This window comes from Angustibacter peucedani (genome assembly GCF_054779595.1).
Genome location: NZ_BAAGXY010000030.1, coordinates 15,752 through 30,534, shown reverse-complemented (window position 1 = coordinate 30,534; position 14,783 = coordinate 15,752). Strand labels below are relative to the sequence as shown.

Sequence of the window (14,783 nt, the reverse complement as noted above, 5' to 3'; positions counted from 1 at the left end):
GAGGCCCCGCCTCCGCCCCGCCGTACGAGATCCCGCATAGGAGCACCGCCATGGCCGACCTGACCCTGAACGCCGAGACCCGCACCGAGTTCGGCAAGGGTGCCGCCCGCCGCATCCGCCGCGCGCACCAGATCCCCGCGGTCATGTACGGCCACGGCACCGAGCCCGTGCACATCACGCTGCCGGGCCACGACACGCTGCTCGCGCTGAAGAACCCCAACGCGCTGCTGACGATCGTCGTCGACGGCAAGGAGCAGCTCGCCCTGGCCAAGGACGTGCAGCGCGACCCGATCCGCCCGGTCATCGAGCACATCGACCTGGTCGTCGTCCGCAAGGGCGAGAAGGTCACCGTCGACGTCCCGGTGCACGTGGTCGGCGAGGCCGCGGCCGAGACCGTGGTCACCGTCGAAAGCCAGGCCCTGCAGCTCGAGGTCGCCGCGACCTCGATCCCCGAGAACGTCGAGGTCTCGGTCGAGGGCCTCGAGCCCGGCAGCCAGATCCACGCCTCCGACGTCACGCTGCCCGCTGGCGCCACCCTGGTCACCGACGCCGAGGCGCTGGTCGTCAACGTCACCGCGCAGGTCACCGCCGAGGCGCTCGAGGCCGAGCTCGCCGAGGCCGAGGCCGAGGCCGGCATCGAGCACGACGCGCCCGAGGGCGACGAGGCCGCCGAGGGCGACGAGGCCGCCGAGGGCGACGCCGACGCCGAGGCCCCCGCGGCCGCCGAGGCCTCCGACAAGGAGTGACGACCTCCGACACCTGGTTGCTGGTCGGGCTCGGGAACCCCGGGCCCGGCTACGCCGGGAACCGGCACAACGTCGGCGCCATGGTGCTCGACGTGCTCGGCGCGCGCCTGGGCGGCTCGTTCAAGAGCCACAAGGCGCGCGCCGCCGTGCTGGAGGGCCGGCTCGGCGTGCTGCCCGGGGGAGCACCCGGCCCGCGCGCGGTGCTGGCCAAGCCGTCGTCCTGGATGAACGAGTCGGGCGGACCGGTCAGCGCGCTGGCGCAGTTCTTCAAGACCGACCCCGCGCACCTGGTGGTCGTGCACGACGAGCTCGACATCCCCTACGGCGAGATCCGGGCCAAGCTCGGCGGCGGCGAGGGCGGCCACAACGGGCTGCGCTCGATCAGCCGCTCGCTCGGCACCAAGGACTACCTGCGGGTGCGGGTCGGCGTGGGCCGCCCGCCCGGGCGGATGGACCCGGCCGACTTCGTGCTGCGCGACTTCGGCACGACCGAGCGCAAGGACCTCGAGATCACCCTCGAGGACGCCGCGGACTGCGCCGAGATGCTCGTCGAGCAGGGGCTGCTGGCGACCCAGCAGCGCTTCCACGCGCCGTCTCCCTGACACCGGGTCGTCATCCGGCGGACGACGTCACGTCACGTTGCCGACTGGTGACTGTCATGTAACAGTCCGTGACCGAAGTCGGGCAATCGTGCGGTGCCGGACCCCCAATTTCGGGGTTCCCCCGCGACGCCCGCACGCCGCGTACTACGTTCAGTCACGTCGGAAAGGGGTATCTCCGACGTCGGGGAACGGCAACCGGTCACACGGGGTGGGGCATGACGACGTACGACGAGCCGTACGGCACGGAGACGGACGAGGACAGCTGGACCTCGCCCGCCGCTGACCGCCGCTCGCCGACCGTCACGATGCGCGTTTCGTGGGCCTCCAAGCAGCCGTACGTCGTCCCCCAGCCGTTGATCCCGCCGCAGGGCGGCGACGAGCACCCGCAGTTCGACCCGGTCGCCCGCGCCAGCCGGCGCCGGCAGCGCTGGGCCCGGCCGTGGACCACGCGGGCGGCCCTCGGCGACGCGCTCGTCGCGTTCTCGGTCTTTCTCGTCACGAGCGTCTCGTTGGGCACTCCCCCCGGAGCGGCGCGGTTGGTCGTGGACGTCGGGGCGGCCTTGCTCGCTGCCGGCGTGTGGTGCGTGACCTTGTGGTCCGTCCGGGCTTACGACAGCCGGCGCATCGGCCAGGGACCCGATGAGTTCGGCATGGTCGGGCGCGCCGCCCTGATCTGGGTCTGCCTGCTGGGCCTGCTGTCGTTCGCGTTCCGGCTGGGCCTGCCTCGCCGCTTGGTCCTCGTCGCCATCCCCGTCGTCGCCCTGATGACCGCTCTGTACCGCTACACGTTGCGGCGCAGGCTCTACGCCGACCGCGCGCGGGGGCACGCGCTGGCCCGCACGCTCGTCGTCGGGACCCCGTCTGCCGTGGACGACGTGGTCGGCGACCTCGCGACCGTGCCGTACCACGGGTATAAGGTCGTGGGTGCGTGCGTCCCGCTGGTCATGAGCGACACCGACCTCATGGGTGAGATCTCGGTGCTCGGTGGGTTGTCCGACATCCCCCAGGTGGTGATCGACAACGAGGTGGACGTCGTCATCGTCGCAGGATCTGGTTTGTCCGCCTCGTCGCTGCGCCGTCTCTCGTGGGCGCTCGAGCGCACGGGCGCCGACCTGGTGGTCGACCCGGGCCTGGTCGAGGTGACTGGTCCGCGCCTGCACATGCGACCCGCTGCCGGCCTGTCGTTGCTCCACGTCGAGTCCCCGGACCAGCACCAGGGTCGCGTGATGGCCAAGACGCTGCTGGACCGCAGCCTCGGTCTGGCGATGTTCCTCGTGGCGCTGCCGATCATCGCCGCCGGCGCAGCGGCCGTCCGCCTCACCAGCCGCGGTCCGGCCTTCTTCGCGCAGGAGCGCATCGGCCTGGACGGACGAGCCTTCAAGTTCTGGAAGTTGCGCTCCATGGTCAACGACGCGGAGTCGCAGCGACTGGCCCTGCTGGAGAAGAGCGACCGCGACGGCCTGATGTTCAAGATGCACGCCGACCCCCGCATCACGCGAGTCGGCAGGTTCCTGCGCCGCTTCTCCCTGGACGAGCTGCCGCAGCTGTGGAACGTCGTCCGCGGCGACATGTCGCTGGTCGGACCCCGGCCCCCGCTGCGCGTCGAGTACGACAGCTACCACGACGCCGTCCACCGCCGTCTGCGCGTCAAGCCGGGCCTGACCGGCCTGTGGCAGGTCAGCGGCCGAGCGGACCTGTCGTGGGAGGAGTCGGTGCGCCTCGACCTGCGCTACGTCGACAACTGGTCGGTGTCGCTCGACCTGCAGATCCTGTGGAAGACCCTGCGAGCAGTGCTTCGCGGCTCCGGTGCCTACTGACGTGCTCTCCTCGCAGCAGGTCGCACCACCCCGCTCGTACCGCGCGGCCGTCGCCCGGCTGGGGGCCGCCCAGAAGCCGAAGTCCTCGACGCCTGCGTACCTGTTGTACGTCAACCGCAAGCTGGGGGGACGCGCCGCAGCGGTCGGCCACGTCCTGGGCCTGACGCCGAACCAGATGACCGCAGCGAGCGCGTTCGTCTCGGCGCTCGGGATCGCCGTCCTCGCTGCCGTCGAGCCGACGTGGTGGGTCGGCGTCCTCGTGAGCGCGCTGCTGCTCCTGGGCTATGCGCTGGACTCCGCCGACGGCCAGCTCGCCCGGCTGCGTGGTGGCGGCTCGCCAGCGGGCGGCTGGCTCGACCACGTGACGGACACCGCCAAGACGTCCGCGCTGCACGGCGCGGTGCTGCTGACCCTGTTGCGTGCGCACCCGGACCGCACTTGGGTGCTGCTGCTGCCCCTGGCCTTCCTGGTCGTGACGATGACGACCTTCTTCGGGCTGATGCAGCGCGACGCGCTGCTGCCAGGCTCGGCGACGCGGCGCGAGGAGTCGTCCCGTCGTGCTCTCCTGAGATCGATCGCGTTGCTGCCCACCGACTTCGGCGTGCTGGCCCTGTGCTTCGTCCTGCTCGGTTCGCCCACGTCCTTCCTCGTCGGGTACTCCCTGCTGCTGCTCTCGACGGCGCTGTTCGGCGCCCGCGCGCTGCGCCGCGCCTTCGTCGCACTTCGCGACGCCTGAGCCGGCGGCTGCCTTGCGTGACCGGTTGTCACGCAGCGCGACAGTTGGCCTCCGTAAGTCGCTCAATTTCGGCAACTGCCCGTCACGATCTTTATCTGCACCGTACGTTCGCTCCAGCCGCCAGTGACTGAGCGTGCTGAAGCGTCGAGCTCCGGCCTGCGGGGCCGGGACCAAGGAGAACCAGAATGAAGGCAACTAGACTCGCAGCGGGGGTGGTCGCCGGCGTGCTTGCCACGGCCGGGCTCGTCGTCCTGCCGGGCTCGGCGGCGTTCGCGCAGCAGTCCACCGTGTCCGGTGCCGTCGCCGCCTCGTGGCAGACGAACAGCACCGTGTGGGCCATCGCAGCCGCCAACAACGTCGTCTACGTCGGCGGCGACTTCACCAGCGTGCGGCCGCCTGGCGCGGTCTCAGGCACCGGCGAGGTGTCTCGGTCGCGGCTGGCGGCGTTCAACGCCACGACCGGTGCCCTGATCACGACGTTCAACCACGCCTTCAACGGCTCGGTGCGCTCGCTGGCCTTCTCGCCCGACAAGGCGACGCTGTACGTCGGCGGCGACTTCACGACCGCTGACGGCGTGGCGCGCAGCCGGGTCGCGGCCTACACGGTCGCGGGCAACGGCACGCTCACGTCGTGGGCGCCGAACCCGGACGGCCGGGTGGCCGGCATCGCGGTCAGCTCCGCCAACGTCTACCTGGCCGGCGGCTTCGGCCGCATCGGCACCACGCCGCGTCGTCTCATCGCCTCGCTGAGCCCGACCACCGGCGCCATCCGCACGCAGTTCGCGCCCAACTTCGACAACTCGTTGTACGGGCTCGACCTCAACGCGGCGGGTGACCGGCTCTACGTCGCGGGCGCCTTCAACAGCCTCAACGGCGACACCACGAAGCACGGCGCCGTCCCGCTGGACCCGACGACCGGTGACCCGATGTCGTTCCCTGCCGGCACCGTCATCCCGGTGCACTCCGACGCCTGCGACTCGGTGATCCGCGCGATCACCCACGACGCGAACGGCTCGTACTTCGCGGCTGAAGGCACCGGCGGCGGCTGCTTCGACGGCACGTTCGGTGCGAACAACGACGGCAGCCTGAAGTGGATCAGCCGGTGCCTGGGGGCGACCCAGGGCATCGCCGTGGTCAACGGCGAGCTCTTCGCAGGCTCCCACGCCCACGACTGCACCGCGGACCAGGGCTTCGACCCCGACGCCTTCCCGGAGGTCGGCTGGAGCAAGGGCCTGTCCCGGCACTTGACCAGCCGCAGTGCGGTCGACGGCAAGGTCGGTGCATGGTCGCCCAACACCAACGGTGGTCCCAACGGCGCCGGTCTTGGCCCGCGCGTGCTGGCCACCGACGGCTCGCAGGTCTTCGTCGGCGGCGAGTTCACCCACGTGAACGGCTCGCCGCAGCAGGGCTTCGCCCGCTTCGCGTCCAACCAGGACGCAGCTCCGGCGCGTCCGGCGGCCCCGCGCGCGGTCGTGCGGCCGGACGGCAAGGTGAGCGTCTTCGTCAACACCCCGCTCGACACCGACGACAAGGACCTCACCGTCCGGTTCTACCGCGACGGCGCGAGCTCCCCGTTCGCGACGCAGGACGTGCACGCCATGTTCTGGCGCAACCCGATCGCCAAGGTCGAGGACAACGGCCTGGTCCTGGGCTCGTCGCACACCTACACGGTGGACGTGGTGGGGAAGAACGGCACCGCCGTGTCACCCAAGTCGTCCGCATCCAACCGGATCACCGTCGCGACGTCGGCCGGCGCGTACTCCGACAGCGTGAACGCCGACAACCCGAGCCTGTTCTGGCGACTCGGCGAGAACGCCGGATCGACCATCGCGGCGGACTCCGGCGCCGCGCTGAACCCGGGCGAGGTGAAGGGCACGACGACCTTCGGCCAAGCCGGAGCGAACGCCGGTGACACCGCCGCGAACTTCGACGGCTCGACGGCCAACGTCGTCACCCAGACGGCGATCCCCGGCCCGACGACCTACTCGGTGGAGGCGTGGTTCAAGACGACCACCACCACCGGCGGGAAGATCATCGGTTTCGGCAACAACCGCACCGCCCTGGACTTCGGCGGCAACACGACCCAGTCCGGCGCCTACGACCGCAACGTCTACATGCTCAACGACGGGCGGATCCGGTTCGGCAGCTACGACGGCGGCTTCAACGTCGTGACGAGCAGCACCGCCTTCAACGACGGCCAGTGGCACCAAGTCGTGGGCACGCAGGGCGCGGCCGGCACCACGCTGTACGTCGACGGCGCCCGGCTCGCCCGGAACGGCAACCCGAACAACCAGGGCTACGACGGCTACTGGCGTGTCGGCGGTGACAACCTGGGGGCCTGGCCGGACCAGCCCTCGAGCAACTTCTTCACCGGCACGATCGACGACGTCGCGGTGTATCCGTCGGCGCTGTCGCTGGCCCGGGTCCAGGCGCACTACACCGCCTCGGGCCGCACAGCACCTCCCGGGCCGCCCGTGCCGTCCGACACGTACGGCGCGGCGGTCGTCCACAACGACCCGCTGTACTACTGGCGGCTCGACGAGACGTCGGGCGCCACGGCCAACGACAGCTCGGGCAACCAGGAGAACGGCATCTACGTCGGCGGCCCGACGCAGGGCCGGCCCAGCGCCATCGGCGGCTTCGGGACGTCGGTCGGGTTCGACGGCTCCGACGACAACGTCGCGTCGGGCACCGCTACCTCGGTCGGCAGCACCTTCAGCACCGAGGCGTGGTTCCGGTCGCAGCCCGGCACCGGCGGCGGCAAGATCGTCGGCTTCGGCAACCAGCAGACGGGGTACAGCAGCAACTACGACAAGCACACGTACCTCAGCGACGACGGCCGAGTCATCTTCGGCGTCTGGAACGGGAACGCGGACGTCCTGGTCTCCAACCCGGGGTACAACGACGGCCAGTGGCACCACGTCGTGTCGACGCAGAGCTCGGCAGGCATGCGGCTCTACATCGACGACCACCTGATCGGCTCGAACGGCATCACCACCAACCAGGGGTATGGCGGCTACTGGCGCGTGGGCGGCGACACCCTCGGCTGGCCCTTCCAGGGCTCGTCGAAGTACTTCCAGGGTGACGTGGACGACGTCGCGATCTACGCCTCGGCGTTGACCGCGAACGACGTCGACGACCACTACCGCGCCAGCGGTCGCAGCGGCCCGGACACGGTGGCGCCCTCCGCGTCCATCACCTCTCCGGCCGACGGCGCGGCGATCCCCACCGGCGCCACGCCGGTGACGGTCGACGCCTCGGACAACGTCGGCGTGACCTCGGTCGAGGTCTTCGTGGACGGCAGCTCGGTCGGCACGGACTCCAGCGCGCCGTACTCGGTGAGCTGGAACGCCACTCCTGGTTCGCACCAGGTCGTGGCGAAGGCCACCGACGCCGCCGGCAACGTCGGGACGTCGAGCACCGTGACGGTCACCGCCACGGCGCCCGACACGACCGACCCGACGGTCGCCATCACCTCGCCGGCGGATGGTGCATCCGTCTACGGGCCGGTCACCGTCGCGGCCGACGCCTCTGACGACACGGCCGTCACCTCGGTAACGTTCCGGGTCGACGGGACGTCGATCGGCACCGACACCTCGGCGCCGTACACGGCGGCGTGGGGCGCGACCGACGTGGGTTCGCACACGCTGACGGCGACCGCCGTCGACGCGGCCGGCAACTCGTCCACGTCGACGGTGCACGTAACCGTCCCGGCGGACACCACGGCCCCGTCGGCACCGTCCGGCCTCACGTCGTCCGACGTGTCCCAGACGTCGGTGAAGCTGTCGTGGACGGCCTCGACCGACGACCGCGGCGTCACCGGCTACCGGGTGGTGCGGAACGGCACGGTGCTCCCCGGCACCGTGACGGGCCTGACCTTCACCGACTCGGGTCTGGCAGCCGGCACCGCGTACACCTACACGGTGCGGGCGGTCGACGCGGCCGGCAACGTCAGCGACGACAGCAACACGGTGTCGGTGACGACGACGGCGGCGACGCCGGTGGTCTTCACCGACGACTGGAACCGCCCGGACGGCAACGGCTGGGGGGCGAGCTGGACGGTCGGCTCGGCCAGCGGCACCGTCGTCACCAGCGGCGCCACCGGCCGGCTGACGTTCGAGGACATCGCCAACTCCTACGCCCGGGCGCAGCTCACCGGCCTGTCGGCCCGGACCGACACCGAGACGCTGCTGTCGTTCCGCTGGGACCAGACGACGGCGCTGTCGTACCTCAACGTCTACACCCGCGGCTCGGGCGGCTGGCAGAACGCCTACCGCCCGCGCACCGGGGTGGGCCTGCAGCTCTCGTCCACCTCCCGCACGGTGACGGCCCAGCAGAACGTCAACGGCACGACGACCAACCTGCTGAGCACCACCAACGCCCAGACGCTGACCACGGCCAAGCAGTGGCTGCGGCTGCGGGTGGACGGCGGCACGCTGCAGTACCGCATCTGGACGGACGGGGACGCCGAGCCGGCCGCCTGGACCGCCACGGTGACCGGTGTCCCGTCGGGCGCGGGTCAGGTCTTCGTCTCCGCCGTGCGCGGCACGTCGAACACCGGGGCCAAGGCGGTCTCGTTGGACGACCTGAGCATCACGGACCTCAACCCGTGACGCACCGCCGGCGCTAGCCGGCGCCCGAGAAGGGGCCCCCGGACGACGTCCGGGGGCCCCTTCTCATCGCTGTGAGTGATCTTCGGAGAGCGGTGAGTGAGAGGTGTCGGCTTCCGGGTGATCTGTGCTCCACAGATCCGCCGATCCGCCTGTGCGGCAAGGAAACCGTCCCTACGCTGATCTCGACACAGGACCCGTGCGCGTCGCACCTGAAGGACAAGTAGGCAGCATGCGAATCTCCCGCCCCCTCACCGCGACGAGCGTGTTCGTGGCCGCGCTGGCGTCGACCGTCCTGGGCCTCTCGGCCCCGGCCACGATCGCTGCGGCGGCCACGCCGACGCCGACGCGCAACGGCTCCACCGCGGCCCGGGCCGCCGCCTCCTGCTGGGAGATCGTGCAGGACAACCCCGGCAGCCCCAGCGGCGTCTACTGGCTGCAGACCCCTCAGCTCGTCGCGCCGGCGCAGTTCTACTGCGACATGACGACCGACGGCGGCGGCTGGGTCCTTGTCGGCCGCGGCCGCGAGGGCTGGACCTTCGACTACGAGGGCCAGGGCCTGACCAGCACGCTGCGCAACACCCCGTCCGGGACCGCGGCGTTCACGCCGGCCGCCCTGCCGGCGCGGACGGTCGACGCCCTGCTGGGCGGCGGCCGGGTCGACGCGCTGGCCGACGGCGTGCGGCTGCGCCGCGCGACGAACGCGACCGGCACGACCTACCAGGAAGGGCGGCTGTTCTTCAGCAACCGCAAGTCCTGGACCTGGGCGATGGGTGGCGGCGCTCTGCTGTCGAAGGTGAAGATCGACGGCGCGACCCTGAGCGGAGGCAACACGCAGAACTGGGGCACCAACACCTCGTACTCGCGCATCACCACCACCGAGGTGGCGAACCACGGCTACAAGAAGGGCTTCAGCTTCGGCACCAGCATCGCCGGCTCGAACTCCGCGACGACCTACCTGTGGACGCAGACGACCGAGAAGTCGGCGCTGCCGTTCACGCAGATGTTCATGCGTCCGCAGATCCGCAGCTCGCAGCTCGACTACGGCACGATCGGCGCCGACGGCACCGCCGCGTCGACGGTCCGACCTCTGCTCTCGAGCACGACGTCGACGGCCACACCGTGGGGCGTGACCGGCGTCGTCGGCGGCGGCACGGGCGAGCTCAACCTCCAGGTGCAGACGTTCGCCCAGGTCGGCCGCACGATGTACGTCGGTGGCAAGTTCGAGTGGGTGCAGAAGGGTGCCACCCCCGGGCCTGACGAGAAGATCCACCAGTCCTACCTCGCCGGCTTCGACATCGAGACCGGGGAGTGGAAGTCGAGCTTCCTGCCGCAGCTGAACGGCACCGTCTGGGACCTGCAGGCGCTGCCGGACGGCAAGCTCGTCGCGGCGGGCGAGTTCACGAGCGCGAACGGTCTGCCGGACACCCAGCACGTCGTCGAGCTCGACCCGGAGACCGGCGCTGTCGTCGACGGCTGGCGCGCGAACATCACCACGACCTCCACGACCCAGCCGGCCAACGTGCGGGCGTTGGACTACCAGGACGGCTACCTGTACGTCGGTGGTCGCTTCAACCGGGTGAGCGGCGGGACCACCGCCATGACGCCCATCACGCTCAGCAGCATGACGCGGCTGCGCGTCAGCGACGGCAAGCCCGACGGCACCTGGAAGCCGCACGTCGACGGCACCGTGTTCGAGCTGGACGCCTCGTCGCGCGGCGACCGTGTGTACCTGGTCGGCAACTTCAACAACGTCAACTACGTCGCGAGCCCGATGCTCGGCGTGGTCACCACGGCGTCCGGTGCCGCCAACGTGCCGGGCCTGCAGCCCTGGGTCCCCAGCCAGGGCTCGGTGAAGAAGTACCAGCAGACGGTGCTCGAGGTCGGCGACAAGGTCTGGCAGGGCGGCTCGGAGCACATCCTCAGCAGCTACAACCGCGACGACTACACCAAGCTGAGGAGCAACATCACCCGCAGCGGTGGTGACTTCCAGGCCCTCGCCGCGGCTGATGGCGTGGTCTACGGCGCCTGCCACTGCCTGAACTTCAACTACTCGGACACGATCAACTACGGCAGCCCAATCGCCAGCGCGTCCGACGTCAACAACATCAAGTTCATCGGAGCCTGGGACGCCACCACCGGCGACTACATCCCGGACTTCTGGCCCACCGGCCTGAAGGGCGACGGCAGCGACGGCCCCTGGGAGCTCACCTTCGACACGAGCGGGTGCATGTGGTTCGGTGGCGACTTCATCCAGGGGTCGTACCAGTCCACGGGCTACCAGTGGCTCGGCGGCTTCGGCAAGCTCTGCCCTCGCGACTCGACCGCGCCAGGGACGCCGACGGGCGCTGCCGGGACGGCGGACGAGACGGGCGTGAAGCTGACGTGGTCGGCCTCGACCGACAACTCGGGTGCTGCGCCGAAGTACGAGGTGCTCAACGGCGACCGCGTGGTGGCCACCGTGACGTCCCCGAGCTACACGGACGCCACGCCGTCCTACCCGGCGAGGTACTGGGTGCGGGCGGTCGACGCGGAGGGCAACCGGTCGGCGTCCACCGCCGCCGTGACAGTCCAGGCGCCGCCGGCGACCTTCGTGCCCATGGGCTCGACCTGGCGGTGGGTCAACGACGGGGTCGACCGGGGCGCCACGTGGCACGACCCGGGCTACGACGACTCCACCTGGGCTTCGGGCCAGGGGCAGCTCGGGTACGGCGACGGCGACGAGAAGACCCTCATGCCCGTCCCGCCGACGCCGCGGCCGCTGACCTCTTACTTCCGGACGACGTTCACGGTCGACGACCCCAGCCAGTACAGCGACCTGCTGGTCGACCTGGTGCGGGACGACGGCGCGGCCGTCTACGTCAACGGGACCGAGATCGGCCGCGACAACCTGCCGGCCGGGACTCTGACGGTGAACACGTACACGCCGGTGGCCCTGTCGGCGCGCGCCGATGAGACGGCCCAGATCCGCATGACAGCGCAGGCCACCCTTCTCGTGCCGGGCGTCAACACGATCGCGGTCGAGGTGCACCAGGCCGACCGGTCGAGCCCCGACCTCAGCTTCGACCTGCGGCTGTCCGCCGTGTCGAAGTAGCCCGTCCGGCCCCTCCTGGGGGCCCGGAGCACGAGCCATGACCCCGTCCACGCACCGCGTGGGCGGGGTCTTCGGCGTCAATATCGCAGGTCGCCGGTATTTGCCTCCGGGAAGCATAGTCAGATATGACTAGTCCGAACGGGTGAGCAGAAGGGTGTGCTGACGGTGACACGCCGCTGATGTTCGCCCGGATGGGTGAAGCCCGTCCGGTGACAGCCCCCTCACGGGCACCGCCGAACGGGTGGTTGGGCTATAGGGGCTAGTTCGCCGACCCGAAGACTCATGACGAACCAGCGGAGCCACCCGACGCTCCCCGCCCCGACCCCCTGGAGATCGCCATGCCGCGCCACCGCATGGAGCCGCCGCCTTCCGCGGCAGCTCGCCACGTCCTGCCTTCCCGAGTGGTGAAGATCCCGACGCGTCGCGCGCGCACCGCCGCCCTGCTCGCCCCCGTCATGGCGGTGGGTGGCATGGGTATCGCCCTCGCCAGCGCCGCCTCCGCCACCAGCGGCAACCTGGCCGTCAACCCCGGCTTCGAGCAGGGGACGACCGGCTGGTTCGTGGCCACCGGCACCTCGCTCACGCTCGGCGCCGGCCACACCGGTGTGCGGTCGGGCACGGTGACGAACACCTCGGGTGCCGCGAAGACGGTCGCGCTCAACGACCAGAAGAACACCGTCGCCTCGACGAGCAAGGGGCACGTGTACGAGGCGAGCGTCTGGGTGCGCGCGCCCAAGCCGAAGGTGTCGGCCGGCATCCGCCTGATGGAGTACGCCGGCTCGACGCTGCACGGGCAGGACAAGGGCACCGTGTGGCTCACCGACACCGCCTGGCACAAGGTCTCGGTGAAGTACACGGCCGCCACCAGCGGATCCTCGATCGACGTCAACGTGCTGGCCTGGTCGCTCCCGGCTGGTTGGCAGCTGCAGGCCGACGACGTCTCGGTCGTCGACACCACTAGCGCCACGACGCCCGGCCCGACCGCTACGACGACCGCGGCGCCGAAGCCGACGACGTCGACCACCGCGCCGGCGCCGACCACCACGACGACGACCGCGAAGCCCGCGCCGACCACCACGACCACCACGACGACCGCGCCGGCCCCGACGACGACGACCACCACGACGACTGCGCCGGCCCCGACGACGACCACCACGACGACTGCGCCGGCCCCGACCACCACGGTGCCCGCGCCGTCGGGCTGGAAGCTCGCCTGGAGCGACGAGTTCAACGGCTCGACCCTCGACAGCGCCACGTGGAACGTCGAGAACAACTCGACGTACGGCGAGGGCAACCTCGAGATGGCCTGCCTCATGAACCGGCCGCAGAACGTGAGCGTGCAGGGTGGCTACCTGTCGCTCACCGCTCGTCGCGAGACCACGCCGATCAAGTGCGGCAACAACGACAGCCGCTTCCCGAACGGCCGTGACTACACCTCGGGCCACATCACCACCAAGGGCAAGAAGGCCTTCACCTACGGCCGGTTCGAGATCCGGGCCAAGCTGCCCACCAGCAAGGGCGACTCGAAGGGCCTGTGGCCGGCGTTCTGGCTGCGTCCGGAGACCGGCAGCGTCGGGGAGCTCGACGTCATGGAGGCCATCGGCAGCAACGCCACCGGCACCGAGTACAACAAGCTGCACCAGACCATCCACTACGACTACAACGGCACCTACCCGCGCGCCGGCTTCGACGCCACCATGCCGAGCGGGCTGCCGTCGGACGGCTGGCACACCTACACCACCGAGTGGGAGAAGGGTGCGATCCGCTGGTACGTCGACGGCGTGCTGACCTTCCAGCGCACCGCCGCCACGACTCCGTGGATCGACGACGCCTTCAACCGGCCGTTCTACATGCGGCTGAACCTCTCGGTGGGCGGCCGCTGGCCGGGCGCTCCGGAGGACACCACCAAGATGCCGTCCAGCTACGACATCGACTACGTGCGGGTCTACCAGCGCTGAGCTGACCGCGCAGCTCCTGACGACGACCGTCGCGTGCCGCCCCTGGGCAGCGCGCGGCGGTCGTCGTCCGTGTGGCTGGTCGTTGTGTAGAAGCACCGGTCGACGGCCGCGAGCTGACCTACCCTTGTCGGATGAGCACCCAGGACGTCGCGCCGACCGTCGGCACGGGCCGCGCGCCTGCGGCCGGGTCCGCCTCCGAGCCGGATCTCGGGATGCCTGCCGGGGCGGGCGTCGGGTCTGGGCCCGGCCGGCCCCGCCGCGCCTGGTGGGCGGCCGGTGTCGTCGTGGTGCTGCTGGCTCTCGGGTCCGGGTTCGTCTGGCGCGTGGCCGCCGGGCCGGGTGATCCACGCGACATCCCGGGCTGGAACCTGGTGTGGGCCGACGAGTTCACCGGCGATGCGCTCGACCCGCGGCGCTGGAAGGCCGAGGACCACTCGACCTTCGGCGAGGGCAACGGCGAGCTGGCCTGCCTCATGTCGCGCCCGTCGAACGTCGTGCTGGGGGACGGCGTCCTGCGGCTTCGTGCTCTGCGCGAGACGCCGCCGCTGCCGTGCAACGCGGAGGACACCCGGTTCCCGGCCGGTCGTGACTACAGCTCCGCAATGCTCAGCACCAAGGGCCTGGCCAGCTGGACCTACGGGCGGTTCGAGATCCGCGCGAAGCTGCCGACGCAGGCGGGCACCTCGGCCGGGCTCTGGCCCGCCTTCTGGCTGCGCCCGGTGGACGGCGGAGTCGGCGAGCTCGACATCCTCGAGGCCATCGGCAGCGGCGCGGGGAGCACCGAGTCGGACGCCGTCCACCACACCCTCTGGTACGACTACTCTGGCACGCAGCGCAAGCAGAGCACCACTGCCACGTTCCCCCCCGGCACCTCGCCGTCCGACGGCTTCCACGTGTACGCCACCGAGTGGGACAAGGGCGCCATCCGCTTCTTCGTGGACGGACGGTTGACCTTCCAGCGCACCGTTGCGGACACGCCGTGGCTCGGCGACGCCTTCTCGCGACCCTTCTTCATGCGCGTCAACCTGGCCGTCGGCGGAAGCTGGCCAGGCGCTCCGACAGCGACCACGCTGCTGCCGGCCGACTACGCCGTCGACTACGTGCGGGTGTACCAGCGCTGACGGGGGAGCGGGGGGCGACCGGGGGAGGGCTGACCGGGTGACCGACCGTCCTGAACGTCGGACCGCTCAGGACGCTGGACGGTAGGATCAAGGCCTGAC

8 protein-coding genes are annotated in these 14,783 nt (G+C 70.8%); all 8 read left to right on the top strand.

From position 1 onward, the window contains the following. Nucleotides 1-50: 50 nt before the first annotated feature. The 8 genes from ACYVJ4_RS07215 to ACYVJ4_RS07180 all read left to right on the top strand — a co-directional run bounded on the left by ACYVJ4_RS07215 (nt 51) and on the right by ACYVJ4_RS07180 (nt 14,684). Nucleotides 51-746, top strand: coding sequence for a 50S ribosomal protein L25/general stress protein Ctc (locus ACYVJ4_RS07215; RefSeq protein ID WP_460459436.1), 696 nt, complete (start codon nt 51-53; stop codon nt 744-746). Further along, the gene (gene pth, locus ACYVJ4_RS07210) at nt 743-1,348 is read left to right on the top strand and encodes an aminoacyl-tRNA hydrolase (RefSeq protein WP_460459435.1); all 606 of its coding nucleotides are present in this window, start codon (nt 743-745) and stop codon (nt 1,346-1,348) included. The genes ACYVJ4_RS07215 and pth overlap by 4 nt, the downstream gene beginning before the upstream one ends. Before the next feature lie 215 nt (nt 1,349-1,563). Further along, a complete protein-coding gene (locus ACYVJ4_RS07205) occupies nt 1,564-3,165 on the top strand; it encodes a sugar transferase (RefSeq protein ID WP_460459434.1) in 1,602 nt (533 codons plus the stop codon). A 1-nt stretch (nt 3,166) separates the two neighbouring features. After that, complete coding sequence (locus ACYVJ4_RS07200) at nt 3,167-3,901, top strand: CDP-alcohol phosphatidyltransferase family protein (RefSeq protein ID WP_460459433.1); 735 nt, start codon at nt 3,167-3,169, stop codon at nt 3,899-3,901. A gap of 212 nt (nt 3,902-4,113) precedes the next feature. Beyond that, nucleotides 4,114-8,514 carry an Ig-like domain-containing protein gene (locus ACYVJ4_RS07195; RefSeq protein WP_460459432.1) on the top strand — a complete coding sequence of 1,467 codons (4,401 nt, stop codon included), beginning with the start codon at nt 4,114-4,116 and terminating at the stop codon, nt 8,512-8,514. Between the two features lie 229 nt (nt 8,515-8,743). Next, nucleotides 8,744-11,605 carry a fibrinogen-like YCDxxxxGGGW domain-containing protein gene (locus ACYVJ4_RS07190; RefSeq protein WP_460459431.1) on the top strand — a complete coding sequence of 954 codons (2,862 nt, stop codon included), beginning with the start codon at nt 8,744-8,746 and terminating at the stop codon, nt 11,603-11,605. A gap of 404 nt (nt 11,606-12,009) precedes the next feature. Further along, the gene (locus tag ACYVJ4_RS07185) at nt 12,010-13,563 is read left to right on the top strand and encodes a family 16 glycosylhydrolase (RefSeq protein ID WP_460459430.1); all 1,554 of its coding nucleotides are present in this window, start codon (nt 12,010-12,012) and stop codon (nt 13,561-13,563) included. 131 nt (nt 13,564-13,694) lie between these two features. Further along, a complete protein-coding gene (locus tag ACYVJ4_RS07180) occupies nt 13,695-14,684 on the top strand; it encodes a glycoside hydrolase family 16 protein (protein ID WP_460459429.1) in 990 nt (329 codons plus the stop codon). Nucleotides 14,685-14,783: the final 99 nt, after the last annotated feature.